Here is a 26,768-nt window from a genome sequence, read left to right as displayed (position 1 = left end):
CAGCCTATCGAATGGGGTAAATGAATTTCACTCAATCTCGCCCATGCGGCGCAATTGATCAATGATGGTCTGTGTTGCGATGCGCCAATCGGGTCGAAGAATGCCAAAGGTACTCTGCAATGCGCTGCAATCCAGTCTCGAATTCAGCGGGCGCGTGGCAGGGGTTGGGTAATTCGAGGTCGGAATTCCAGAAACAGCCACTTTGCGATCTGCCGTGTCAAAGATTTCTTTGGCAAACTCTTTCCAGCTGACATCCGGCGCCCCGGAGAAGTGATAGGTGCCTGACTTGCCGCGGTCTTTCTGCAACTGATCTGCAATGCTCAGGCAGGCCTCGGCAATGGATTGCGCCGGAGTAGGGCCGCCAATCTGATCGTCCACAATGCTGAGGGCGTCGCGGGTTTCAGACAACCGCAGCATGGTTTTGAGGAAGTTGTTGCCATGCGTGGAAAAGACCCAGGATGTGCGCAGGATGGCGTAAGTAGCACCAGATGCACGTATGCCGTCTTCGCCGGCCAGTTTACTATGCCCATAGGCATTTTGTGGTGCGGTTGGGTCGTCGGGCGTCCACGGGGCATCTCCGTGCCCTTGAAAAACATAATCCGTTGAGATGTGCACGAAGGGACAGCCAAGTTCCGCAGCGGCCCGGGCCATCGTTGCGGGAGCTTCGCCGTTTATGACTTGAGCCTGCGCTTCTTCTTCGGCTTTGTCGACGGCTGTATAGGCTGCAGCGTTAATGACGGCGCGCGGGACGTGGGTGTGTATGGCCTTGGCGCAGCTTTCTGGATTCGAAAGATCTGCCTCGGCCCGCGACAAGAAGATGGCATCCGGGGCAAGTTGGGCCAGTTCACGAGCGACCTGACCGGTTTGACCGAATATGAGGAGAGGAGCCGTCATCAGCCGTGACCCAGTCGGGTGCCAACACCTTCGCGTTCCAGCAAGGGGCGCCACCAACCTTCGTTTTCAAGATACCAATCGATGGTGCGTTCCAGCCCTTCTTCGACGGTGACAGACGGACGCCAACCCAGTTCGGTCCGGATACGTGTCGGGTCAATCGCGTAACGCGCATCATGCCCGGGACGATCAGTGACAAAGGCAATCAGGTCCTCATAAGGAGCTGTACCAGGGCGCTTTTGGTCGAGCAGGCGGCAGATCGTCTTTATCAGGTCGATATTGCTGCGTTCGTTTTCGCCGCCGATGTTGTAGCTGCGCCCAAGTTGCCCCTTGTCCAGAACGCACAGCAGAGCTTCGGCATGATCCTCGACATAAAGCCAGTCGCGGACATTCAGACCCTGACCATAGACCGGGATCTCTTTACCTGACAGAGCATTTAGGATCACCTTGGGTACCAGCTTTTCAGGGAAGTGATAGGGGCCATAATTGTTGGAGCAGTTGGTCAATACAACGGGCAGGCCATAGGTTTCGTGCCAGGCCCGAACCATGTGATCAGATGAGGCTTTGGACGCAGAGTAAGGGCTGCGGGGATCGTAAGGGGTGTCTTCTGTGAACATGCCACTTTCGCCCAGTGAGCCATAAACTTCATCTGTTGAAATGTGATGAAAACGGAAATTGTCGGGCTGGCCTTGTTTGATCCAAAAGGCGCGCGCCGCTTCAAGCATGTTGTAGGTGCCGGTGACATTGGTCTCGACAAAGTCGCCAGGACCGTCAATGGAACGGTCGACATGACTTTCAGCCGCAAGGTGCATGACTGCATCTGGGCTGTGCTTAGCAAAAATATGGTCCAGCGTATCTCGGTCGCGAATGTCTGCGTGTTCAAACGCGTATAACGGGCTGTCCTCTACAGGGGCTACATTTTCTGGTCGCCCAGCATAGGTCAGGGCATCGAGGTTGACCACTTCATGACCAAGACTGACGGCCATCCGAACAACTGCGGAGCCGATGAAGCCTGCACCTCCGGTGATGAGGATTTTCATTGTTGTTCCTCATAGATGAAAGGGCTGTCAAAGTCCTTGAGTCGAGGCGCATCGATGTCTTTTTGGGAAAGCACGGGATCGGCGGTCAGGCCCCAATCAATGTCTATGTCTGGGTCGTCAAATCGTACCGCCCCGTCACATTCGGGTGCGTAGTAATCGGAGCACTTGTATATGATCTCGGTATCGGGCTCGCGCGTTACAAAGCCGTGTAAGAAGCCCGTAGGTATTAGCAGCTGACGCCCGTTTTCAAAGCTGAGTTCAACTCCGAGCCACTGTCCAAAAGTTGGGCTTCCCTTTCTGACGTCAACGGCGACATCGAGCAATCGCCCTCTGCCACAACGGACCAGTTTAGCCTGCGCATGTGGGGGCGATTGAAAATGTAAACCACGCACGGTGCCAAGTGTTGCCGACAATGAATGATTGTCCTGTACAAAATCGACCTCAATGCCATGGTTGGCAAGTGTCTTGCGGCTCCAGCTTTCGCTGAAAAAACCACGCTCATCTCCGAAACGCGCAGGCTCCAACAACAGAACATCTGGCAAAGCTGTTTGTGTAATTTTCAACGCGCCCTCCGTGAACATACGTACCGTACTTTTTTGCTGCCTTAGCAGTCAGAGATACGAATGTCACGCAGACGCGAGGCAAAATCAATACGTTATCTTGGCCTCTTGGCGAAGGGTTATTTGCCCAAAGTCGCGAGGGTGAAGGTTTGGTCACTGCCCAGTCTGTTTTCAATATGGAGCTGAGGCACAGAGCCACTGATATCGATAGCGAGATTAATCGCTGCGGCCGGGCCAGTGGTGCCTGTCAGCGCACCTGTTTGAAAATTCAATGTCCCAGCAGGGTTCACGAACATGGCAGTGAAATTAGCGACCCCACTTAGCGCGCCGGTAACCGCAAAGAGGTAACTATGCCCGGGCAAGTCCACGCCGAGCCAAAGCAGCATTCGTGCCGGGTCGGACCAGGGAATGTCGATGGAATGCACGGAGTCACTCGTGATGAACGTGTCGTCAAAGTAGATCTGACCCTGCGGCGTATGCAGAGCTCCGCCATTGGCTTCAACTGACAGAGCGGTATGAAAGGTACTGCCATCGGCGCTCGCCTTGATGGCGAAGTTATCCGATCCGGTGGTGCCCATTTCTGCCCGGCCTGACCACCCGGTTTGAAACAGCAAGCTGGAAGTGTCAGAGGTGTTGGCTTTGTTAATCTTGAGTTGATGACCATTGCCATCATGGGTCAGAAGCGTGGCTTCAGAGGAGACTGCCAAACGGTTCGCGGAATCGGATGCAGTGGCGATGCCAACACCGGACAGGTTTTGTGTGTTGGGCTCAACCAAGGTCCAGCCGGCGCTGTCAAAACGCAGTTGCTCGCCCGTCGCAATAATGTCTGCCCGCCAACCGTTTTGAGGAGAGAAGAAAACCCATCCTCCGGTGCTGAAAACTGCAATTTCACCGTCGTGCCCAGCCCAATCGCCATTGCCACTGGTCGCCACGATGTGCCGTTCGCCATGTGCAGGAGCAGCCGGAGGTGCGCTGTTTTCATAGCCTGAAATGCATAGTTGTGTGACGGCGTCCAGGATTCGGAGCGCTTCGTTATGTGTGACGTGCTTTTGCGCTTGCGATGGTTGAATGTAGGGCAGGGATAACACGGGCGAAGACTCTGACATTGAACGTCCTTTCGTGGGTGACTGAACAGCATGACCTTGTTTCGTAAGCGTTAACAGTAACTTAATTGGACGTGCGCGGTGACGAGATGCCGAATTTTAGGGATAGCCTGGAAGCAGAGATTCGACGGATTTGAATAAAAATATTCACTGTTTGTTCACGTCACCGTGTCAGCGTTTCATTCCCAGTGATACGAACAAATGAGGATGGATGTGGCGCGCACAAAGTTCAGTATGATCGGGCCCGTTCAGGGGGCTGCGCAAAACGGGTTAGTGGGGATCACTGACCTTGCTGTGGTGAATGGTGCAGGGGGACCAATGCTTGTTTCCGTCACTCGAGGGGGCGGTCAGCTCGTGCGCTATCAAATTAATGCGGCGACCGGAAATTTAACATATTTTGATCATCTTGAGATCGGCGAGGACTGGCTACAGCTTGAACGGACAGATCTCGTGTTACGATCTGGTGAAGCCGGTGAGGGCTTACTGCTCATTGGGTTGAACAGCCCATCGCTACAGAGCTTATCGAAAGATTCATTACAATTTCATGCGGGTACTGTTGCCGGAGTGGACGCCTTCAATCTGATGGAGATGGCAATTTTTGAAGGTGGGTTTTCGAATGTAGCAATTGGTGCACTGCGAACGGGAGAGTTGGTTCAACTCAGTTTTGATGCTCAGGGGGCACTATCGGCTACTTCGCTCACAACTTCTGAACATCTGCGACAAGATAGAGTCTCAGACTTGTTGTCCTTGCGAGTTGGAGTATCTGATTATGCGATTGCCAGTTGGTTCGTCGAAGAAGCCATCGCGGTGTTTCGCAAAAATCCAGATGGCAGCTTGAGCCAAGTGTCTTTGGTCACGGCTGATACAGAGCTGTTTGCCGCCACAACACTCGAGGCGATTGCCGATGTTCAAGTTGCAGGGCACAGCTACATTATAGCTGCGGCTTCGGGCAGTGGCTCGCTGACAGTATTTCGCATGATGATCGATGGGCAGCTTCATGCGGTGGATCACATCTTGGACAATCAGGACACGCGGTTTGCCAATGCCAAATTCATCGAGGTGGTTCAAATCAATGGGCAAAACTTTGTACTGGCCGCCGGAAACGACAATGGCTTGTCTCTCTTAACTGTTTTGCCCGATGGGCGCCTGCATTATCTGGAAAGTTTTGCAGTCACTGCCGAGGTGCCACTTCGAGGGATCACCAATATCGAGATGATCGCACACAATGGTGGCCTCTCAATATGGGTGTCGACCGAGTCAGTACCTTATCTTTCCGCCTTCGAAGTAGAGTTATCCGTAGTCCAGGCTGTGCAACTAGCGTCAAGTGGAAGCACGTTGCTTCAAGGAGGTGCAGGAGATGATATTCTATCCGGTCTGGATGGCGATGAGCGGATCGAAGGGCATGCTGGTGACGACATCATCATTGATGGAGGGGGTGCGGACACATTAATTGGCGGTGCTGGTACGGATGATTTTATTTTTATAGCCGACAACGAGATTGACCGAGTCGATGATTTTGATCACGCACAAGATCGCCTCGATTTTACGGGTTTGGGGGTGCATTGGAGTTTCGTTGCGCTGGTCAAGTTGCAACGCGACTGGGGTGTTGAACTGAGATATGGGGATGAGAGATTTGAAATACGTGGTGCGGGGGGAAATATCTTATCAACCAGCGACCTGATGCGCGTAAACTTCATTTCCACGGATCGTGCGAGTGGGGTGATTTTGAATCCACAGTCCCAATTAACCAGTGCCACAGGCACTGATCGAAATGAAAGAATAAATGGTGCTGACACGGATGATCTGCTCTCTGGTCTTGCAGGGAAGGACAGTCTTTACGGAGGAGCTGGCCTAGACACGTTGCAGGGCGGGACTGGGAATGATCGTTTGTATGGGGAGTCGGGCGACGACAGTCTCGTTGGGGGAGATGGCCACGACTGGATGAAGGGGTATGGGGTGCAATATGCGCCGTCCGAGGATGATGGAGCTGATACGCTCTCGGGTGGTGAGGGCCGTGACACGCTTTACGGTGGCAATGGCGATGACAGCCTGGATGGTGGTGCAGATGGCGACAGAATCTTCGGTCACACGGGGGCGGACACGCTGACGGGTGGAGAGGGGAAGGATCGGCTCTATGGCGGCAATGATGGTGACAGTCTGGTTGGGGGAGGGGGCCACGACTGGATCAAGGGGTATGGGCTGCGGTATGTGTCGTCGGTCAATGACGGCAACGACACGCTGTCGGGTGGCGAAGGGCGCGACACGCTATATGGCGGGACGGGCAATGACAGCCTGGATGGCGGCGTGGACAATGACCGGTTGTATGGTCAGGCGGGCAATGACAACCTGAATGGCGGCGATGGCAACGATTGGCTGAGCGGCGGTGATGACAATGACACGGTGCTGGGCGGCGATGGTAACGACACGCTTTACGGCTCGAGCGGCGATGACAGCGTGATCGGCGGCGTGGGCAATGACAGTCTGAGCGGCTGGAGCGGCAACGACACGATCACGGGCAATGCCGGGGCTGACCGAGTCAAGGGCTGGGCCGGCAATGACCTGATCTATGGCGGTGACGGGGCCGACAACATCAACGGCGGCGCGGACAATGACACCATCGAAGGTGGCGATGGCAACGACACGATCTCGGGCTCGACGGGTGACGACAGCGTGTCGGGCGGCGATGGCAATGACAGCCTGAGCGGTTGGAGCGGCAATGACCTGGTCACCGGTGAGGCTGGCGACGACATCATGCGCGGCTGGAGCGGCAATGACAGGCTGGAAGGTGGCGAAGGCCACGACAGCATGAATGGCGGCTCGGGCAATGACACCTTGCTGGGCGGGATCGGCAACGACACCATTTCCGGCTCAACCGGCGATGACACGGTGCTGGGCGGCGATGGCAACGACAGCCTGAGCGGCTGGAGCGGTGACGACAGCGTATCGGGTGGTGATGGCGCGGACAGCCTGCGCGGCTGGAGCGGCAATGACACGCTTGAGGGCGGTGACGGCGACGACTGGCTGCACGGCGGCTCGAACAGCGACACGCTGTCGGGCGGTGAGGGCAACGATACAATGTTCGGCTCAAGCGGGCATGACAGCGTAGATGGTGGCGCAGGCGACGACAGCCTGAGCGGCTGGACCGGCAACGACGCACTGACCGGCGGGACCGGCAATGACAAGCTGATGGGCTGGGATGGCGATGATCAGCTGGATGGCGGGGCCGACAATGACAGCCTGCATGGCGGCGCGGGCAATGACACGCTGACGGGCGGCGTGGGCGACGACACGCTGACCGGCTCGTTCGGTAGCGACACCTTTGTCTTTGCCGACAACCACGGCAACGATGTGGTCACCTTCTTCTCGACCCGCAGCTCGGAAAAGATCGACTTCAGCAGCCTGAGCACACTCAACGACTTTGAGGCCGTGATCAATGCATCCAGCCAGGAGGGCGACGACACGTTCATCCAAACCGGCGACGGCAACTCAATCACCCTCATGAACCGTGACCTCACCGCCCTTGATGGCACAGATTTCATCTTTTGACTCATTTAGGGGGGCGTATTCACGCCAACGATACCAAGGCATATTTTAGACACGAATAAGTTCCGTATTTCGCCACATATGTGATTGAAAACACCGGGAAACGATAGCGCTGTGGGAAATAACATGAGCTTGGTGTCAGGAAGCAATTGGGGGACACCGGGGCTGGGAGATGCCGCCGGCGTAGTGACGTGGAGCATTGCGGGATCTGGTTACAAGCTTGATGAGTTTGTCGAGACAGGTGGTCGATCAACAAATGTGCCAATCAATTCTGGTTTTGACGTTGAGGCACGGCTCAGGACCGCGTTCGATGCTTGGTTCGACGAAGGCAATATTGAGTTTATGCAAGTCGCAGACCCCGGGGGAAACCCTGGATCGACCAATACTGTAGATATTCGAATTTTCTTTGGCCCGATACCGGGGAGCACAGCGGGGATTGCGTATTACCCGTCCTCTTATGGTTCAGCAATCGCAGGCGATATTCTGTTGGACAAGGATTTCATAGTTCGGACCAGCCAATCGCAATTCGACGCGTTGGCGCTGCATGAAATAGGCCATGCAATTGGGCTGGATCACGCGGATCAAGGGCAAGATTCGGTGATGACGCCAACACTGAGTGCAACTGAATTAAGGCCTCTTGATATTTCGACGATACGAGAAATCTATGGCGCACAAGACGATAGACCTGTGGTGTATGACTTTGCGTCAGCTCGGAACAACCTGACAATCTATGATACCCCTGAAAATATCACGATAAATGCGAACGACCGCGACAATACGATCTCGAGTGGAGAAGGTACGCAAAAAATAGACGGCAAGAACGGGGACGATGATATCTCTGCGGGGGCGGGGAATGATACATTGATCGACGGTGGCGGCGTAGACAGTTTGACCGGCGGTGACGGTGCAGATCAATTTGAGTTGAGTGCCGATGGGCAGATCGACGTCATTATGGATTTTGAACCACTGTCTGACAAGCTGAATTTGACAAGTCTGGGGAACGAAGTTGGCTTTGATGACTTGGTCATTACGCAGCGGAGTTGGGGGGTGGAAATCACTTATGGTGAAGAAACCTATCAATTGCGTAGTTCAGGCGGCAGATCGCTGGTTACCTCTGATTTTTCGTCATTTAACACGATCTTAGCAAAATCAGGATCTGACGGTGGGCCAAATCCACTTGTAGGGACCAGTGGTTCAGAACTTTTACGTGGTGGCGTATTTTCTGATGATATCACTGGCCTTGAAGGTCGGGACACCCTTTATGGTGGGGCTGGTCTTGATACCATCGACGGCGGGGCTGGCAATGACCGTTTGTATGGCGAGTTTGGCGACGACAGTCTGATTGGTGGTACCGGAAATGACCTACTGAAGGGTTATGGCCTTCGCTATGCGTCGGCTGAAGATGACGGTGCTGACACGCTTGAGGGCGGTGAGGGACGTGATACGCTTTACGGTGGCAATGGCAACGACAGTTTGGACGGTGGTGTTGATAGCGACCTGATCTACGGCCAGGCTGGCGACGATACGCTGCTTGGGGACGCCGGTTGGGACAGCCTCTATGGCGGGGACGGTGATGACAGTCTTGATGGCGGCACTGGTAATGATTCCCTCAAAGGCTACGGATCCAGCTTTGACGGCTCTGTGGACGACGGCGCTGACACGCTTGAGGGCGGCGAAGGGCGCGATACGCTATATGGCGGGACGGGCAATGACAGCCTGGATGGCGGCGTGGACAATGACCGGTTGTATGGTCAGGCGGGCAATGACAACCTGAATGGCGGCGATGGCAACGATTGGCTGAGCGGCGGTGATGACAATGACACGGTGCTGGGCGGCGATGGTAACGACACGCTTTACGGCTCGAGCGGCGATGACAGCGTGATCGGCGGCGTGGGCAATGACAGTCTGAGCGGCTGGAGCGGCAACGACACGATCACGGGCAATGCCGGGGCTGACCGAGTCAAGGGCTGGGCCGGCAATGACCTGATCTATGGCGGTGACGGGGCCGACAACATCAACGGCGGCGCGGACAATGACACCATCGAAGGTGGCGATGGCAACGACACGATCTCGGGCTCGACGGGTGACGACAGCGTGTCGGGCGGCGATGGCAATGACAGCCTGAGCGGTTGGAGCGGCAATGACCTGGTCACCGGTGAGGCTGGCGACGACATCATGCGCGGCTGGAGCGGCAATGACCGGCTGGAAGGTGGCGAAGGCCACGACAGCATGAATGGCGGCTCGGGCAATGACACCTTGCTGGGCGGGATCGGCAACGACACCATTTCCGGCTCAACCGGCGATGACACGGTGCTGGGCGGCGATGGCAACGACAGCCTGAGCGGCTGGAGCGGTGACGACAGCGTATCGGGTGGTGATGGCGCGGACAGCCTGCGCGGCTGGAGCGGCAATGACACGCTTGAGGGCGGTGACGGCGACGACTGGCTGCACGGCGGCTCGAACAGCGACACGCTGTCGGGCGGTGAGGGCAACGATACAATGTTCGGCTCAAGCGGGCATGACAGCGTAGATGGTGGCGCAGGCGACGACAGCCTGAGCGGCTGGACCGGCAACGACGCACTGACCGGCGGGACCGGCAATGACAAGCTGATGGGCTGGGATGGCGATGATCAGCTGGATGGCGGGGCCGACAATGACAGCCTGCATGGCGGCGCGGGCAATGACACGCTGACGGGCGGCGTGGGCGACGACACGCTGACCGGCTCGTTCGGTAGCGACACCTTTGTCTTTGCCGACAACCACGGCAACGATGTGGTCACCTTCTTCTCGACCCGCAGCTCGGAAAAGATCGACTTCAGCAGCCTGAGCACACTCAACGACTTTGAGGCCGTGATCAATGCATCCAGCCAGGAGGGCGACGACACGTTCATCCAAACCGGCGACGGCAACTCAATCACCCTCATGAACCGTGACCTCACCGCCCTTGATGGCACAGATTTCATCTTTTGAGGGTGGGGCGTATGAGTTTGCGCGCTGAATTTTCCCCTTCATGAGGTGGGGGAAATGTCTGGCGTTATGGCTGGGGTATTTCGTATAGGAGAATTGAAGGCGCTTTGCGGTATTGCAGATATCTAAAATGCGCGTGATGAGTGGTGCAAACAGCACTGGAACATTCGAGTCTGAGAGGTCGAAATGGAAGGGATAATGGAAAGCCTTGGAGGTTTTTTACCGGTGGTGATCAATGTCTGCAAAGCGCTGCTTATTCTTATCGTGGGATGGGTGGCGGCCGGTATCTTAAGCAGTATGGTGCGCAGCCGTATCAACAAGAATGTGAACATTGACAAGACGTTGGGCAATTTTGTCGCCAGTATCATCAAATGGGTTATTTTGTTGATGGTTTTGGCAGCTGTGCTGGCTGTCTTTGGTATTCAAACCACCAGTATTGTTGCCATGCTCAGTGCCGCGACATTGGCCATTGGTCTGGCCTTGCAGGGCACGTTGAGCGATTTGGCGTCCGGTTTCATGTTGATCCTGTTTCGCCCGTACAAGATCGATCAGTTTGTCGATATTGGCGGCACATCTGGTACCGTTGTGGACATCAATCTGTTTGTGACTGAACTGGTGACAGTTGATAACGTTCAGATCATCATCCCTAACGGCCAAGCTTGGGGTTCGATCATCACGAACTATTCACATCACGATACCCGCCGACTGGATCTGACATTTGGGATTGATTACGGCGATGATGCAGATAAGGCGATGCAGATCATCCTGGATCAGGCAGCTGCGGATGAACGCGTATTCAAAGATCCGGAGCCATGGGCGCGCGTGACAAATCTTGGTGACAGCTCTGTCGATCTGACAGCACGCCTGTGGTGCAACGGTGCAGATTACTGGGAACTGAAATTTGAGATGACGCAAGCCGTCAAGGAAGCCTTTGACAAAGGTGGTGTTACTATTCCTTATCCTCATTCTGTGGAAATTCACAAAGAAGGCTAAGGGTCTTAGTATTCCAAAAGCAAACAGCCACCCGGTTGGGTGACTATTGACGCTATATCTAGGGTTTTTTAGATCGCCGCTTTGCGACTTTCGTCTAGATAAATTTCGCGCAGACGCTGGGCGATGGGTCCGGGGCTGCCATCGCCTAACGCTACGCCATCAATCTCTACCACGGGCATGACAAACGCACTGGCGGAAGTGGTGAAAGCCTCATCTGCTTCCTTGGCCTCATCAATGGTGAACAGCCGTTCTTCGATTTCCATCTGGGCCTCGGCTGCCAGACGCAGGACAGCTTTGCGGGTGATCCCGTGCAGGATGTTGTTTGACAGCGGGCGGGTGACGATTTTGCCGTTTTTCACAAAGTAAGCGTTGTTTGAAGTGCCCTCTGTGACATAGCCGTCTTCAATCAGCCACGCATCATCACATCCAGCAGCTTTGGCCATCATCTTGCCCATCGAAGGATAGAGTAGTTGCACGGTTTTGATGTCGCGGCGACCCCAGCGGATGTCCTCGATCGAGATGATCTTGGCACCCTTTTGGGCGGCGGGATTGTCAGCCAGGCCGGGTTTGCTCTGGGTGAACAAAACGATTGTGGGCTTGGTTGTTACTGGGTCAGGAAATACAAAATCGCGATCCCCGTCACTGCCACGGGTGACCTGCAGATAGATCAGACCCTCATCAATTTCATTGATCCGCACCAGCTCGCGGTGGATCTCCAACAGCTCTTCCTTACTACACGCCGATTGCATGTCGAGCTCATCAAGCGAACGTTGCAAACGCACAGCATGGCCTTCGAAATCGATCAATTTGCCATCCAGCACGCTGGTCACCTCATAAACGCCATCGGCCATCAGAAAGCCGCGATCAAAGATCGAGATTTTCGCCTCGGTTTCGGGCAGGTATTCGCCATTCACGTAAACTGTGCGCATCACATTATCCCCAGAGTTCGGCGGCAGGGGGGTGCACCCCGGCGGCATCAAATTTCAAAGCGTTGTCTCGGTCTTCGGCCAAGAGAAGCGGCCCGTCAAGGTCTGTAATCATGGCACCCTGTGCAACCAATGTTGCAGGGGCCATGGCAAGAGAGCTGCCGACCATGCAGCCGACCATGACTTTGTACCCTTCGGCCAACGCTGCGCGGCGTAACTCGAGGGCCTCGGTCAACCCACCGGTTTTGTCGAGCTTGATGTTCACAACGTCGTACTTGCCTTTGAGTTTGGGTAGGCTGGTACGATCATGGCAGCTCTCATCCGCACAGACAGGAACGGGGCGCTCCATTCCGATCAGAGCGTCGTCCTCGCCAGCAGGCAGGGGTTGTTCGACCAAAGCCACGCCTAGTCGGACCAGATGCGGGGCCAGATCAGCATAGACTGCAGCACTCCAACCTTCGTTGGCGTCAACGATGATGGTTGATTTGGGCGCCCCGGCACGGACCGCCTCAAGTCGGGGCATGTCATCCGGTGTGCCAAGTTTGATTTTTAGCAATGGGCGAAAGGCGTTTTCAGCCGCCTGCGTTTGCATCTTTTCCGGCGTGTCTAGGGACAGAGTATAGGCGGTGATCTCGGGTCCAGGAGCAGACACGCCTGCCAAATCCCACGCACGTTTGCCAGTTTTCTTGGCCTCAAGATCCCAAAGCGCGCAGTCGACCGCGTTGCGGGCAGCCCCGGCAGGCAGCAGATCGTAAAGCGCAGCACGGGTGAGGGTTTCAGGCAGCGCGGCGATCTCCGCTTCGACACTGTCCAGTGTTTCATCATAACGCGCATAGGGCACGCATTCACCCCATCCGTTGTGCGCGCCATCGGTGATACGGACAGTCAGAACCTTGGCTTCGGTACGAGAGCCGCGGCTGATGGTAAATACCTGAGCGAGTTTGAAGGTGTCGCGAGTGACGGCAATCTGCATTGTGGCGGCCTTGTCTCAATATCGAAAGTGCATTGGCGACCGCTAAGTGCCGCCAATGCTTGTTTCTGATCAGATCGCGGCGAGCGCGTCCACCAGTTTGTCCGATCCAAAGCGATAAGGATCTGTCGCGGGCAGGCCCATGAGCTCCTCGACCTCAGCCAGATAGGCGCGCGCATCTCCCTCGGACATGTGCTGCGTGTTGACCGAGATGCCGACAACCTGACAACCGGGGTTGGCCACCTGAGCAATCGGTAGGACCGTATCGCGCAGTTTTTCGAGGCTGGGCAGGGAATAACCGGGAAGGCCGCGCATATGTTCGCGGGTTGGTTCGTGACATAGGATCAACGCGTCGGGTTGGCCGCCGTGGATCAGGGCCATGGTCACGCCAGAATATGAAACGTGGAACAGGCTGCCTTGACCTTCGATCATGTCCCAGTGATCTGCGTCATTGTCTGGTGTCAGATACTCAATGGAGCCTGCCATGAAGTCAGCAATAACCGCGTCGAGCGGCACACCGTGGCCGGTGATCAGGATGCCGGTTTGGCCTGTCGCGCGGAAGGTGGTCTTCATGCCGCGTGCCGCCATATCGCGTTCCATTGCCATGGCGGTGTACATCTTGCCAACGGAACAGTCGGTGCCGACCGCAAGGCAGCGCTTTCCTGTGCGTTTGACGCCGTTGGCGATTGGGTAGCCGACAGTGGGAACACGGACGTCATGCAGCGTGCCGCCAAAGGTCTGAGCAGCGGCAACCAGATCACCCTCATCACGCAAAAGGTTGTGCAGGCCAGATGCCAGATCAAAGCCCATTTCTAGCGCTTCGATCAGAACCTCTTTCCACGCCGCGCTGATCACGCCACCCCGGTTGGCGACTCCGATCACGACGGTTTTCACGCCAGCCTCGCGCGCCTCGGTCAGTGTCATGTCCTTAAGCCCAAGGTCCGCGCCGCAACCGGGTAGACGGATCTGACCAAGGGCGTTTTCAGGACGCCAGTCGCGAATGCCAATGGCCACCTTGGCGGCCAACATGTCGGGCGCATCGCCCAGGAAAAGCAGATAAGGTGTTTCAATCATGGCGCGTCTCCCATCCCAGAATCGAGGTTCAAGGTATAATCTGATGGAATGCGTGCGAAATTTTGTTGAATTCACCTTTTTATGACGAAAATGTCGAAGATATAACCCTATTGGGTTACATTATTAGAATTATCTTCGACCTCTTCCGCTGCCATGACTTCAGCTTGCAGCATGCCGGGTTGCGCCATGCCAAGAACGCCAGTGGGTTGAACCTCGCCTGTATCTTCTGGAGCCTCGGTTGTGACGCGGCGTGCGATGGCGATCAAAGCGACACCAACTCCAATTACTGCCAGCATGATCTGAAGGCCACGACCATCCGCCATCTGCGTGGCGTTCGGCCCGAGCAGCATCCCGAATACCTGTCCCAACTGCAGCAAAAACACCATTGTGCCGCTGGCCGGAACGATTTGGCCTGCGCTAAGCTGATCATTCGCGTGTGCGGCAAGGATGGAGTAAACCGGCAGGGTGGAGGCCGCGATGATTGCGAAGCCAAAGACGATATGGGATGGCAATGTGTCCACGACCATCCACAGTGCGGCGAGGGCTGAGACTACGCCGAGGCCGATCACGACATAACGTCGGTCTGTGTTGTCTGAGAGCCAGCCAAGAGGATACTGTACAAGCGCGGCCGCAATCATCGCGATCACCAGTGCACCCGATGCCTGCGCATCGTTAAATCCGTTTTGCAAACCGTAGAGGGGCAATGCAATGAACCAGGCAGAAACGCCCGCGCTCATCAACACGATCCCGGTCACGGCCATGGGCGAGACTTTGTAAAGCTTGCCGACAGACATACGCTCAGGAGCGGTATATTCCGGCGCTTTGTTGTTGGACAAAAGCAACGGCACGATGGCTAGCGAAATCAGGATCGATACAATCCCAAAGAGCAGATTGCCGCTGGGATCCGGCAGGCCCACCATGGCGGTGCCAAGGGCCGGGCCTGCAAGCTGGATGATGAAATAGATGGACAGAACCTGCGCCCGGATCCGGTTTTCAGATTTCGCATTCAACCAGCTTTCAGTCACCACGTAGAGGCCCGGGAAACAGAAACCGGCAAAGAAACGCATGGCGCTCCAGCTGATCGGGTCGCTCGTCAGTAGGTGCACAATGGCCGAGACCGAGACCAGAGAGGCCAGCGCTGAAAACACCCGAATGTGGCCAACCTTTTCGACCCAGAGCGGGGCAATCACTGTGCCCAGCAAGGCCCCAAGCGGATAGCAGGCCTGCATGATCGAAATCGTAAACTCGCTAAAGCCCAGATCATTGCCACGGATGGTCAGCAGGGTCACCAACAATCCGTTGGCCACCATCAACATCATCATGCCCAAAAACAGGGCCCAGTTTTCAAAGAGTGCACGTTTCATTGTATTGTCTTTCTGCTGGTGGCTAGGGATGTGCCTATTTGAGCTGGCTCCATTAATCGGAAGCGCCCCTTGGGTCCAGTGCGGGTTGGATAGTCAGTGTAGCCTTCGGCGCCTGCACCATAAAAGGTGCTGCGTTCATAAACGTTGAGCGGCGTCCCAAGACGAAGACGCTCCGGCAAATCGGGGTTGGACAAAAACCATCGGCCAAAGGCGATCAAATCGTAAGCCCCGTCCCGAACTGCTTGCGCAGCCGTTGTCGGGGTAAAGCCGCCAGCGCCGATCAGGGTGCCTTTATAGAGACTGCGATAACGGGAATTGGCCAAGGGATGCTGGTAGGCGCGTTCCTCTTCGACATGATCGCCCAATCCGCCAACGCGTGGCTCGGTGAGCATGAGGTAAGCTAAGGGAAAGGTGTTCAGACATTCGATAGCTACTGAGTAAAGCGAAACAGGATCACTGTCGCGAACGCCAAAGTAAACCTGCTGCGATTTGCCGGTTTGCGGATCAATGTGGGTGGGGGACAGGCGGACGCCAACACGCCCCTCACCCATGACATCAATCAACGACTGAACCACTTCGAACAGCAAATTGCAGCGGTTTTCGATGGAACCGCCATATCGGTCAGTGCGGTTGTTTACGCCGTTATTCAAGAATTGCTCGATCAGGTAGCCATGTGCGGCGTGCAGCTCAACGCCATCGAATCCCGCAACTCGTGCGTTCTGGGCAGCACGCGCATAGTCTCCGATGACCCGTTGGATGTTGTCCTCGGATAAGGCGCGCGGTGGTATCGCTGCTTTGTTCCAGTTGTATTGGTTGCCTTCTTCGCTGGTGGCTTCGATTGCGGTGGTCGAGGAGGACACTGGAGGCAGGGGCGCACCGGTGCCTGTCACCAATGGATGCTGACCAATCTCCGGCTGTGCGACACGGCCCGTGTGCAACAGCTGGCAGAAGATTTTGCCGCCCTTGGCATGCACACCCGCGACTACCTCCTTCCACGCCTGCGTTTGCACGTCGGTCCAGATGCCAGGAACATGACCGCCAACCTCGGCAACGCGCGGGTAGATTGACCAGACGGGCGTGGCCTCAGGCGAGATGTGAACGGCTTCGGTGATCAGCAATCCACCTTCGCTCGCGCGTTGGGCATAATAGAGCGCGGTTAGATCGGTCGGGGCGAGCGTGGCTTCATCCGCTCGGATACGGGTCATCGGCGCCAGAACCACGCGGTGGTTTAACGCGATCTTGCCGATTGTGATCGGGTCGAACAAAGGGGTCGCATCCATAGTTCAAGCCGTCTCAGAAAATTCCTGCGTTGACGCTTCTGTTTTCGACATGGCGGTCGTTTCCGAACCATCGGGACGTTTTACGACCGCCTGATCGGTTTTCGCCCTTTCCCAGCCCGACGCCACGGTAGAATGCTGCAGGTGCAAAATAAACTTGCCCCCCTTTGCGTAATTTCATATCGATGGCCCGAGAATTTACGCAACTTCATTGCTCAAAGGAGTGCCTAAGATGAGCTTCCGCCTGCAACCCCAAGCCCCCGAACGCCCTAACCGTTGCCAACTGTTCGGCCCTGGCTCAAATACCAAGCTGTTTGAAAAAATGGCGGCCTCGGCGGCAGATGTGATCAATATCGACCTCGAAGATTCTGTTGCGCCAACGGATAAAGATATTGCTCGCGCCAACACCATTGAGGCGATCAACACGATTGATTGGGGCAACAAGTACCTGTCGGTGCGGATCAATGGTCTGGATACCGGTTGGTGGTATCGTGATGTGGTGGATCTGATGGAACAGGCCGGAGATCGCATTGATCAGATCATGATCCCCAAGGTCGGCTGTGCAGCAGACGTGTACGCCGTTGATGCGCTGGTCACGGCGATTGAAACCGCCAAAGGCCGCACCAAGCCGATTAGTTTCGAGGTGATCATCGAATCGGCGGCAGGTATCGCGCACGTTGAAGAAATTGCTGCGTCGTCCCCACGCTTGCAGGCGATGAGCTTGGGCGCGGCGGACTTTGCCGCATCCATGGGCATGGCGACCACCGGCATCGGCGGCACGCAGGAAAACTATTACATGGTGCGTGATGGCCAGAACTACTGGGGTGACGCTTGGCACTGGGCGACAGCCGCGATTGTGGCGGCCTGCCGGACGCATGGCGTGCTGCCAGTTGACGGGCCATTTGGTGACTTCTCGGATGACGAAGGCTTCCGCGCACAGGCCAAACGCGCTGCGACCATGGGCATGGTCGGTAAGTGGGCGATCCACCCCAAACAAATCGCACTGGCGAACGAGGTGTTCACCCCGTCCGACGAAGCTGTGCAAGAAGCCCGCGAGATCCTGCAAGCTATGGCCGATGCCAAAGCACGCGGTGAAGGTGCGACTGTCTACAAAGGTCGCCTTGTCGATATTGCCTCGATCAAACAGGCCGAAGTGATTGTGAACCAAGCGGAAATGATCGCTGGGAAGTAAACAATAGCTGCGGTGCTATGGTGCCGCAGCATTCCGCGCCGAAGTAAAGACAATGTTCACACGCCCTTTTAGCAATTGCCCACTTTTAGCTCTAACCAGGTCTTCATTTCTCTCCAAGGCGCCGTTTGTTCAGGACATGAAACGAAGCTACTTTCGCCTCTCGCAGGCATTGTGAGTTGGGACGCGTATTGGAAAGGTCAGCTACTTTTCTCAATTCCCTGAGCTACAAATTCTAGAAAGCGCTGAACCAAAGTAGAGTGTTGGTGCGTCTTTTTCGAAACCAAGCAAACCGGCATTTTATACGCGAACTTGTCTGGCAGGATTTCAACGAGGCCTCGACTGCTGTCCATTGCTGCGTATGTGGGCATAAAGCTCAGATACAGACCACAGGTAACCAAGGCCATAATTGCTTCTCCATCAGGGACAGTTGGACCAATCGCGAATTTTGCTTTGCGCGACCTGATCGAAGGAGGCTCTCTGGAGCCGCGAGATATCAAAGGGTGCTGATAAACATCATCTACCGTAAGTTTTTGACCATTGCGTTTTGCTTGCGTTACAGCGTGCTTTTGCCCTGCAAAAAGGCCCACACGCTCCTGATAAAGTTCGAAATAGTCAAAGCTATCATTTTGCCAATACAACGGCAAAATAGCTGCATGTAACCGCCCGTCCATCACAGCACGCTCAAGCTTCGTTATTTTGCCAATTTTGAGGGAGAAGTTTACATTGGGGTGAGATTTTTTGAAATTATATAGATGCTGTTTGGTCGGGTTGTCCGGGTCATTTATGCAACTGTCCATTGCGCCGATACGAAGATGTCCTTCGGCCGCTTCGTTCAACCCGGAAATATTGGTTGAGAAATCGTCAACCGAGGCCAGCAATCGCTCAACAAACTCAACAACCCGCTCTCCATCCAGCGTTAGGCGAAAACCGCTTCGACCTCGTTCACAAAGGGTCAGTCCCAATCGCGTTTCAAAATCGGCCAAATGCCGTGAAATCGTTGATTTGTTGACGCCAAGTTCTTCTTCGGAAGCGGAAATGCCGCCGTTCTCGACAATCTTCAAAAAGATCCTGGCGAGACGCAAATCTCCGTTCGTTACGTTCAGCTTTGTTGTGCGTTGAGCCATATGATATCTGCTGTTGGTTTCATTTGACTGCAACTGATGTTTCTTAATTTGTTGTTTATTGCAACATAATTTTTTGAAAAAAGTGCAGGAATGTGAGCGAATTCAAGCGGCATGGTGTCGTCTGTTGTTCGCACTAAAACCAAAATTTGAATAGGAGCGTTACATGCCTGTACTTCCTGACATTGCGGCATATGCCGACGAAATGATTCAATGGCGACGCCATATCCACACGAACCCCGAGCTTGACCTTGACTGCCATGAGACAGCCGCATTCGTTTGCGAGCGGTTGCGAGAATTTGGAATCACAGAAATTTATACAGGTATCGCTACGTCTGGAGTGGTTGCCGTCATCCCCGGCAACGGAGATGGTCCGGTTACCGGTCTACGGGCTGATATGGACGCTCTGCCAATTCTAGAAAACTCTGATCTGCCTTGGCAGTCAAAAAATGAAGGTATCGCTCATTCTTGCGGTCATGATGGTCACACCACGATGTTGCTCGGCGCGGCTAAGTATCTTGCCAGCACCCGAAATTTTACGGGCCAAGTTGTTCTCTTGTTTCAGCCTGCCGAGGAAGACAGTGGCGGCGGGCGTATTATGGTCGAAGAAGGCGTCATGTCCCGTTTCGGCATCGAAAGGGTTTTCGCCCTGCATACATGGCCCAACATACCGAAAGGTATTTTCCAGACCCGACCAGGGCCAATGCTTGGTGCAATTGACGATTTCGAAATTGTTGTAACCGGTAAAGGGGGGCACGCTGCCTTTCACGATACAGTGATTGATCCGTTTCAGCCCGCAATGATGATCGGGCAAGCCCTGAACAGTATCGTCGCACGCAACATGCCGACAAGTACCCAGGTGACCGTTTCGCTTACGTGTTTCAATGGCGGGAATGCGACCAATGTCATACCTGACAGCGTGCGCTTGGCGGGGACGATCCGTTGCCTGCAACCGGAAATGCAGGTGATGGTACGTGAGCGCATCAAAGAGATTGCACATGGCCAGGCTCAGGCATTTGGTGCCTCTGCCGAAGTCAATATAGTCACATACTACCCGCCGGTTGTTAACGACGACAATCAAACGAGCGTAGCTGTCGGCGTCGCCAGTGATATTGTTGGATCAGACAGCGTGGACACCTCAGTCAATCCGGTTTTGGGTGCTGAGGATTTTGCCTACATGCTTCGGGAAAGACCAGGTGCCTTTCTCTTTCTAGGCCAGGGCGATGGTCCTGGTCTGCATACTTCAAAGTTCGACTTTAATGATGATGTTGCGCCCATTGGAGCATCATTTTTCGCGCACATGATCGAATCCACCCACAAACAGTGAAAACGCTCAGTAACTTTGATATCCACTTGCCAATGTGTAGAAGCTGAGCGGTTGGCGCACTATGCCCTGACGTCAGTTGTGACTACAAGAGCAGAAGATATGAGGAACTCTTCGTGTTTCGAGCAGCAGGAATGTTCCGCAAAGTTGACCAGATAGTTTTTCGGTATGCCCAAAAGAAAACCGCGCCGCGGGAGGTCCCGGGCGCGGCTTCTTTAATTCGTTTGCGCGCTGATTAGCGGCGGATACCCAGACGCTGGATCAGGTCTTTGTAACGCTGCTCTTCTTTCCCTTTCAGGTAGTCCAGCAGTTTACGACGCTGAGCAACCATCATCAAAAGACCACGACGACCGTGGTTGTCTTTTTTGTGGGTTTTGAAGTGCTCGGTCAGGGTGGTGATGCGCGATGTCAGGATGGCAACCTGTACTTCAGGCGAACCGGTGTCGCCTTCTTTGGTTGCGAATTCTTTCATGACGCGTGCTTTTTCTTCAGCAGTAATCGACATCGGGGTCTCCTTGTCATTAAGGGTGAAGGGCGCAAGCCGGGATGTCGTCCAGCAGGGTCCTATGGAGAAATCCACCAGATTCTCTGGTAGATGCGCGCGTATAGGCGAAATATCCGCGAATGGGAAGTAAATTCGAAATCCGGCGGGTATGCAGTTCAGACAGACAAGGTTTTGTCGTTTTCGGGATTGCATTGAAGCTGCTTGCGCGCCATCAATTTGTCATGAAAAGTTTCACCATCCCAAAACGCATGGACCGCCGTGCAACCGGATCAGACCTCGTCGCCTAACCGCGCGCCCTTTTGGGTTCGCATGCAACAAGGTTATCTGATCGGGATGGGAAATGACAATCACCACAAATATACGCCTCGCCATCGATATCGGCGGAACATTTACAGACACGGTCTTGGTTGACGGGGAGGAGATCATCGCCTCGACCAAGACGCTGACCACGCATCAGAACCCGGCAGACGGGGCGATGGAGGGCGCGGCGCGGGTGATGGCGCAAACAGGTCGTGCGTTGGATCAAGTCACTGGGTTCATTCACGGCACCACCCTGGCGACCAACGCGCTGATTGAAAAGCGCGGGGCGACTGTGGCGACGGTCACGACCGAAGGGTTCCGGGACATTCTTGAGATCGCCTATGAGCGTCGTTATCTGCAGTATGACATCAATCTGGAAAAGCCTGACTATCTGGTGCCGCGTGAGCGTTGCTTGACGATAAGGGAACGCATGTCGGCCGAGGGCAACGTCCTGATCGAGATGACCGATGAGGCGATTGATGTGTTGATTGCGGAACTGGATCAAACTGGGGCCGATGCCGTTGCGATTTGCCTGATGCATTCCTACGCCAACGCTGGACATGAGCGTCGTTTGCGAGAGGTGTTGGCTGAAAAACGTCCCGATTTGGTGGTCTCGATCTCATCTGAGGTCAGCCCCGAAGCGCGCGAGTTTGATCGGCTTTGCACCACCGTGGCCAATGCCTATATCCAGCCCTTGATGGAAAGCTACTTGTCGCGGTTCCGCGCGCGGTTCGCTGAGGAGGGCGTAAACTGCCCGATCCTAATGATTACTGCAGGTGGAGGCATGTGCACCATTGAAACGGCTGCACGTTTCCCGATCCGCCTGGTGGAGAGCGGTCCGGCGGGTGGGGCCATTCTTGCTGCACGCATTGCGGCGCGGGCCGGGATTGATGAGGTGGTGTCCTTTGATGTCGGAGGTACCACAGCCAAGCTGTGCCTAATCGATAAAGCTCGTCCGCAAACCTCACGCCAGTTCGAAATCGCTCGCGCAGCGCGGTTTGTTAAAGGTTCGGGCATGCCGGTACGTATTCCGGTGATCGAGATGATCGAGATTGGTGCGGGGGGCGGTTCCATTGCGGGTGTTGATCGTTTGGGGCGTCTGACCGTTGGCCCGCAGTCGGCAGGGTCTGAACCCGGACCGGTGGCCTTCATGCGGGGCGGCGAAGCTCCAACGGTGACGGACAGTGATATAACGCTTGGCTATATCGTGCCCGACACCTTTGCCGAGGGCCATATAGCGCTGGATCCAAATGCATCAAAATTCGCACTGGAACGGGTGATTGGTGAGCGACTGGAGCTGGACGCTGTTGGCTCTGCTGATGGGGTTAGCCGGATTGTCGATGAAAGCATGGCCAGTGCTGGTCGGATGCATGCAGTCGAATCCGGTAAGGATCTGGGATCTCGGGTGATGATAGCATTTGGTGGCAACGGCCCGCTGCATGCCAGCCGTGTGGCGAGGTCTGCTGGGGTCAAGACCATCGTCATCCCGCCCAATCCAGGCGTTGGCTCTGCCGTGGGGTTCCTGTTTGCGCCCGTGTCGTTCGAAATCGTGCGCTCGCGTTATGCACTGCTGGATGAGATGAATGTGGTTAGCATCAATGATCTGTTCGACGACATGATTGCTGAGGCCAGTCATGTGGTGAAACAGGGTGCCGGCGTTGCAGAAACCTTAACGGAACGCACGGCCTTCATGCGCTATAACGGGCAGGGGCATGAGATTGAAATTACCCTGCCGGATCGTGCGCTGACGTCAACGGATATCGCGCCGCTGACCGCCGCGTTTGAAACTGAATATGGTAAGCAGTTTTCGCGCCCGGTGCCGGGCATGAAGATTGAGATCCTCAATTGGGCAGTGCGTGTGGCGACCAAAGAAGAAGCTGTGCCCGCGATGCCTCAGGCGCCGGAGCGCAAGAAAATCACGGTGCAATCAACACGTCCAATTACTTGCGATGTGGACGGCACAGCCAAACGTGCGGCATTCGTCGCACGTGCGGATCTGAACCCCGGTGATCATGTCGCGGGGCCAGCGCTTATCACAGAGCCGCAGACCACCACTTTGGTTTCGGCCGATTTCTCGGCCCATGTCGATGCGATCGGAAACCTTGTTCTAGTTCAGGACCAGAAAGGAGCCGCACAATGACTGATCTTTCCCCCGCCCGCCTGCAAGTGATGTGGAACCGGCTTTTGGCCGTGGTTGAAGAGCAAGGCCAAACCTTAATCCGTGCGGCGTTCTCACCGATTGTACGAGAATGCGGTGACATCTCTGCCGGGATTTTTGATGCTGATGGTCGGATGCTGGCGCAGGCTGTGACCGGCACGCCGGGGCACATCAATACGATGGCCGAGGCGGTGCAGCATCTGCGGGCGGTCTTTCCAACCCAGATGATGAAGCCGGGTGATATATATATGACCAATGATCCGTGGCTGGCGTCGGGGCATTTGAATGATTTTCTGCTGATGATGCCCGCGTTCAAGGATGGCAAGGTAATCGGGTTTACCTCCTGCACTTCGCACCTTGTCGACTTGGGTGGTCAGGGCATGGGGCCAGAAGGCTCGGATATCTATGACGAAGGACTGTTGATTCCTCCGTGCAAGCTGGTTGAAGCAGGCGAGCCAAATGCCCTGCTGCTCGATATCATCCGTGCAAACTCTCGCGAACCAATTGCGAATGAAGGGGATATCTACGCATTGATTGCCTGCTGCGAGGCAGGGGTGACACGGCTGCTGGATATGATGGAAGAGTTCCGGCTTGATGATCTGGAGTCGCTGGGAGCCTACATCATCGACACCTCGCGTCGGGGTACGATTGAAGCGATCAAGGAGGTGCCAGAAGGCGTTTACAAGAACGTTCTGCGTATGGACGGTTATGAGACTGAACTGGAAATTCACGCGACCCTGACCGTGACCAGTGAGAGCATGCATGTGGATTTCAGTGGCACGTCCGGATGCTCCTCTAAGGGCATCAATGTGCCGCTGAACTATGCCACTGCCTATACCGTCTTTGCGCTGCGCTGCATTGTCGGATCAGACATTCCCAACAACGCGGGTTCGCTAGCGCCGTTTACGGTGGATGGACCGAAGGGCTGCATATTGAATGCGCAACGCCCTGTGCCGGTGGCGATGCGCCATACCTTGGGGCAGGTGACGCCGGATCTGGTGTTGGGCTGCCTGCATCAGGCCTTGCCAGATGAGGTGCCAGCGGAGGGGGCATCGTGCATGTTCGACCTGCCGATGCGTCATGCGCCCGAGGTGGCTCGTGATGGCGGGCGGGAGTTTGCTATTGAGCCGGTCCACAATGGTGGTACCGGCGCGCGTCCTCATTCTGATGGCTTGTCGGCTACGGCATATCCGTCTGGGGTGTTTGGTTCGCAGGTTGAGATTACCGAGGCGGTGGCTCCGGTCGTCATGTGGCGGCGCGAGCTGCGGCCTGATTCAGGCGGTGCAGGCAAGTACCGCGGAGGCCTTGGTCAACGTATCGAAATGACAGCCTCAAACGATGCGCCGTTCATCGTGTTCCTTTCTGTGGAACGACTGAAGTTCCCGGCACTCGGCCGAATGGGCGGGCAGGCGGGTGCACCCGGGCGCATCCGCTTCCGGGATGGCGACACGGATATTCCGGGCAAAGGCGAATTGCGGGTCGAAGGTGGTGACTATTTGATCCTTGAAACGCCAGGGGGCGGAGGCTTTGGCCCGGTGACTGAACGCGACCCGGATGCGCTGGCGCTAGACCTCAAGCGCGGCTTGGTCACTAAGGAAGGCGAGAAGGCCTATAAGGGGGCGTCATGATCCGCCCGGTTCCCCATGTGGCCGATATGGCCGCCTATGCGCTGGCGGATCTTGGCGATCCAGACATCATATCGCTGGCCCAGAATGAAAGCGCCTTTCCTGTTAGCCCACAAGCGATATTGGCGGGGCAAAAGGCGCTGGATCAGATGCCGCTCTACCCTGATCCAGAGTGGCCCGAGATGCGTGCGGCCATTGCAGATGTACATGGACTGGCCCCGCAGAACATTCTTTGTGGGGCAGGTTCAATGGAGTTGATCGGTTGCCTGATACGGGCATACGCCGGGGTCGGGGATCGGGTGCTTGGCACCGACTACGGTTACGCCTACATTGCGTCGGCGACAGCACAGGTGCAAGCGGACTATGTCAAAGCGCGCGAGATCGATTTGACGGTTTCCGTGGATGACATTCTGTCGACTGTGACACCGAATACGCAGATCGTATTCGTTTGCAATCCGGGCAATCCGACGGGGACCTTGATTGCAAATTCTGAACTTATTCGGTTGCGTGAAAATCTATCCAGCGACGTGCTTTTGGTTGTTGATCAGGCTTACGCCGAATTTTCCGATGTGGTCGAAAACCCAAAAGCGATCTTCGATTTGGCGGCACGCGGCGATACGGTGGTGATGCGGACCTTGTCCAAAGCGTACGGTTTGGCCGGTGCACGCGCCGGTTGGGGGTACTTCCCAGCAGAAATTGCGCATGAAGTACGCAAGTTGTTGAACCCCAACAACATCTCAATCCCATCGCAGGCTATGGCGGCGGCTGCACTGCGGGATCAGGCACATATGCAGAATGTCGTGCAACAGACGGCGGCAATAAGAGATCGGTTCGCTGCAGATTGCCGGGAGCTGGGTTTAACCGTTCCGCAAAGCCATACCAATTTCGCTCTTCTAAGATTTGAGAATGTTAAGCAGGCGCAAGAAGCAGATGCTGCCTTGCGCGCCAATAAGCTGTTGATGAGGGGAATGGGGGGCTATGGTCTGGCGGACTGTCTGCGCGCCACCATCTGCAATGAGGATGTCATGCGGCGCTGTGTGACAGTGTTGAGAGAGGTTTGATCATGACACATGAAACGCGAACGCTGGCCAAGATCGGGGTGCTAGTGCCTTTCACCAATACCAATCTTGAACCCGATATGATGCTGATGCGCCCGCCCAATACCACCGTGCACTTTCAACGCATGGGCGGCTATGACGTGGATGAGATTCCAGGATCAGATCAGATGGCTGGCCTGGGGGCCTCCGATATCTCCAATGATTTGCGGATGATTTCTGGCGCGCGGCCCGATGTGGTGCTTTATGGCTGCACGTCGGCCACCTTGACGCACGGACCATCTTTTGATGCGGATCTGGCGGAGAAAATCAAAGCCGGATCTGGTGCTAAATCTTTGACTGCTGCGGGGGCCTTGGTTGCCGCTTTGAAGGCACTGAATGTCAGCAAAGTTGGATTTTCGTCGCCTTATGTTGGTGAGGTGAACGAACAGGCTGCAGATTTTCTAGGGCAAAATGGCATAGATGTCGTCAAACGAGCGGATGTCGGGCGCGAACTGGGCAATTACGGACAGGGTGAACTGACCCCGGATGAGGTTTATGACCTTGCGCTTCAGGCCGATGCCCCAGAGGCCGATGCAATTGTCCTGAGTTGTACCGACATGCGATCAGTTGAGGCGGTGGAGCGCATTGAGGTCACGTTGGGCAAACCGGTCGTCACCTCAAATCAAGCGATGATGTTTTGCCTCATGCAAGCGCTGAACCTGCCACGTCACGATGGTTTGCCGGGACGGCTGTTTGATCTGCTCTAAAGTTCAGTGTGTTTCTGAAAGAAAAGGTCGG

20 protein-coding genes are annotated in these 26,768 nt (G+C 55.4%); 9 read left to right on the top strand and 11 right to left on the bottom strand.

From position 1 onward, the window contains the following. Nucleotides 1-27: 27 nt before the first annotated feature. From rfbD to ROA7450_RS06235, 4 genes are all read right to left on the bottom strand, one after another. Nucleotides 28-894: a dTDP-4-dehydrorhamnose reductase gene (gene rfbD, locus ROA7450_RS06250; RefSeq protein WP_085804831.1), complete on the bottom strand. Its 867-nt coding sequence runs from the start codon at nt 892-894 to the stop codon at nt 28-30. Then, the gene (rfbB, locus tag ROA7450_RS06245; protein ID WP_085804830.1) at nt 894-1,931 is read right to left on the bottom strand and encodes a dTDP-glucose 4,6-dehydratase; all 1,038 of its coding nucleotides are present in this window, start codon (nt 1,929-1,931) and stop codon (nt 894-896) included. The genes rfbD and rfbB overlap by 1 nt, the downstream gene beginning before the upstream one ends. After that, complete coding sequence (rfbC, locus tag ROA7450_RS06240) at nt 1,928-2,512, bottom strand: dTDP-4-dehydrorhamnose 3,5-epimerase (RefSeq protein ID WP_370738201.1); 585 nt, start codon at nt 2,510-2,512, stop codon at nt 1,928-1,930. The genes rfbB and rfbC overlap by 4 nt, the downstream gene beginning before the upstream one ends. A 98-nt stretch (nt 2,513-2,610) precedes the next feature. Next, on the bottom strand, nt 2,611-3,597 hold the full coding sequence (locus ROA7450_RS06235; RefSeq protein WP_085804829.1) for a DUF2793 domain-containing protein: 987 nt from the start codon (nt 3,595-3,597) through the stop codon (nt 2,611-2,613). A 210-nt stretch (nt 3,598-3,807) separates the two neighbouring features. Between ROA7450_RS06235 and ROA7450_RS06230 the strand changes: the two genes are divergently transcribed. The 3 genes from ROA7450_RS06230 to ROA7450_RS06220 all read left to right on the top strand — a co-directional run bounded on the left by ROA7450_RS06230 (nt 3,808) and on the right by ROA7450_RS06220 (nt 11,097). Beyond that, nucleotides 3,808-7,140 (top strand): calcium-binding protein, encoded by a 3,333-nt coding sequence (locus tag ROA7450_RS06230; RefSeq protein WP_159454009.1) that lies wholly within the window; start codon nt 3,808-3,810, stop codon nt 7,138-7,140. A 123-nt stretch (nt 7,141-7,263) separates the two neighbouring features. Then, nucleotides 7,264-10,107, top strand: coding sequence for a matrixin family metalloprotease (locus ROA7450_RS06225; RefSeq protein WP_085804827.1), 2,844 nt, complete (start codon nt 7,264-7,266; stop codon nt 10,105-10,107). 195 nt (nt 10,108-10,302) lie between these two features. Beyond that, nucleotides 10,303-11,097, top strand: a complete 795-nt coding sequence (locus ROA7450_RS06220) for a mechanosensitive ion channel family protein (RefSeq protein ID WP_370738200.1) — start codon at nt 10,303-10,305, stop codon at nt 11,095-11,097. Between the two features lie 68 nt (nt 11,098-11,165). Here ROA7450_RS06220 and ROA7450_RS06215 read toward each other — a convergent pair whose 3' ends face one another. From ROA7450_RS06215 to ROA7450_RS06195, 5 genes are all read right to left on the bottom strand, one after another. Continuing rightward, complete coding sequence (locus tag ROA7450_RS06215) at nt 11,166-12,029, bottom strand: D-amino-acid transaminase (protein ID WP_085805046.1); 864 nt, start codon at nt 12,027-12,029, stop codon at nt 11,166-11,168. 1 nt (nt 12,030) lies between these two features. Next, nucleotides 12,031-12,996 carry an N-acetyl-D-Glu racemase DgcA gene (dgcA, locus tag ROA7450_RS06210; protein WP_085804825.1) on the bottom strand — a complete coding sequence of 322 codons (966 nt, stop codon included), beginning with the start codon at nt 12,994-12,996 and terminating at the stop codon, nt 12,031-12,033. Nucleotides 12,997-13,065: 69 nt separating this feature from the next. Next, entirely contained in the window at nt 13,066-14,067 is a 1,002-nt protein-coding gene (dgcN, locus tag ROA7450_RS06205; protein WP_085804824.1) for an N-acetyltransferase DgcN, read from the bottom strand. A 107-nt stretch (nt 14,068-14,174) separates the two neighbouring features. After that, nucleotides 14,175-15,431, bottom strand: a complete 1,257-nt coding sequence (locus ROA7450_RS06200) for an MFS transporter (protein ID WP_085804823.1) — start codon at nt 15,429-15,431, stop codon at nt 14,175-14,177. Continuing rightward, on the bottom strand, nt 15,428-16,711 hold the full coding sequence (locus ROA7450_RS06195) for an alkene reductase (protein WP_085804822.1): 1,284 nt from the start codon (nt 16,709-16,711) through the stop codon (nt 15,428-15,430). The genes ROA7450_RS06200 and ROA7450_RS06195 overlap by 4 nt, the downstream gene beginning before the upstream one ends. Nucleotides 16,712-16,940: 229 nt before the next feature. Between ROA7450_RS06195 and ROA7450_RS06190 the strand changes: the two genes are divergently transcribed. Further along, nucleotides 16,941-17,900: an L-malyl-CoA/beta-methylmalyl-CoA lyase gene (locus tag ROA7450_RS06190; RefSeq protein ID WP_085804821.1), complete on the top strand. Its 960-nt coding sequence runs from the start codon at nt 16,941-16,943 to the stop codon at nt 17,898-17,900. Nucleotides 17,901-18,097: 197 nt separating this feature from the next. On the opposite strand, the gene ROA7450_RS06185 is transcribed toward ROA7450_RS06190, so the two are convergent. Then, nucleotides 18,098-19,057: a LysR family transcriptional regulator gene (locus ROA7450_RS06185; RefSeq protein ID WP_159454008.1), complete on the bottom strand. Its 960-nt coding sequence runs from the start codon at nt 19,055-19,057 to the stop codon at nt 18,098-18,100. A 130-nt stretch (nt 19,058-19,187) separates the two neighbouring features. On the opposite strand from ROA7450_RS06185, the gene ROA7450_RS06180 reads away from it, so the two are divergent. Further along, nucleotides 19,188-20,348, top strand: a complete 1,161-nt coding sequence (locus tag ROA7450_RS06180) for an amidohydrolase (protein ID WP_085804819.1) — start codon at nt 19,188-19,190, stop codon at nt 20,346-20,348. A gap of 232 nt (nt 20,349-20,580) precedes the next feature. Here ROA7450_RS06180 and rpsO read toward each other — a convergent pair whose 3' ends face one another. Next, the gene (gene rpsO, locus ROA7450_RS06175) at nt 20,581-20,850 is read right to left on the bottom strand and encodes a 30S ribosomal protein S15 (protein WP_085804818.1); all 270 of its coding nucleotides are present in this window, start codon (nt 20,848-20,850) and stop codon (nt 20,581-20,583) included. 340 nt (nt 20,851-21,190) lie between these two features. Here rpsO and ROA7450_RS06170 point away from each other — a divergent pair, with 340 nt between their 5' ends. The 4 genes from ROA7450_RS06170 to ROA7450_RS06155 are packed head-to-tail and all read left to right on the top strand — an operon-like array spanning nt 21,191 to nt 26,737. Then, nucleotides 21,191-23,290, top strand: a complete 2,100-nt coding sequence (locus tag ROA7450_RS06170) for a hydantoinase/oxoprolinase family protein (protein WP_085804817.1) — start codon at nt 21,191-21,193, stop codon at nt 23,288-23,290. Beyond that, a complete protein-coding gene (locus ROA7450_RS06165) occupies nt 23,287-24,936 on the top strand; it encodes a hydantoinase B/oxoprolinase family protein (RefSeq protein ID WP_085804816.1) in 1,650 nt (549 codons plus the stop codon). Before ROA7450_RS06170 ends, ROA7450_RS06165 begins: the two co-directional genes overlap by 4 nt. Then, entirely contained in the window at nt 24,933-25,994 is a 1,062-nt protein-coding gene (locus ROA7450_RS06160; RefSeq protein ID WP_085804815.1) for a pyridoxal phosphate-dependent aminotransferase, read from the top strand. Before ROA7450_RS06165 ends, ROA7450_RS06160 begins: the two co-directional genes overlap by 4 nt. A 2-nt stretch (nt 25,995-25,996) precedes the next feature. After that, nucleotides 25,997-26,737 carry a maleate cis-trans isomerase family protein gene (locus ROA7450_RS06155; RefSeq protein WP_085804814.1) on the top strand — a complete coding sequence of 247 codons (741 nt, stop codon included), beginning with the start codon at nt 25,997-25,999 and terminating at the stop codon, nt 26,735-26,737. Nucleotides 26,738-26,768: the final 31 nt, after the last annotated feature.

It is taken from the genome of Roseovarius albus (assembly GCF_900172335.1).
GTDB classification, from domain to species: Bacteria; Pseudomonadota; Alphaproteobacteria; order Rhodobacterales; family Rhodobacteraceae; genus Roseovarius; species Roseovarius albus.
Note: the sequence above shows the minus strand (reverse complement) of the source record. Positions and strands in the feature narration are given on the sequence as shown.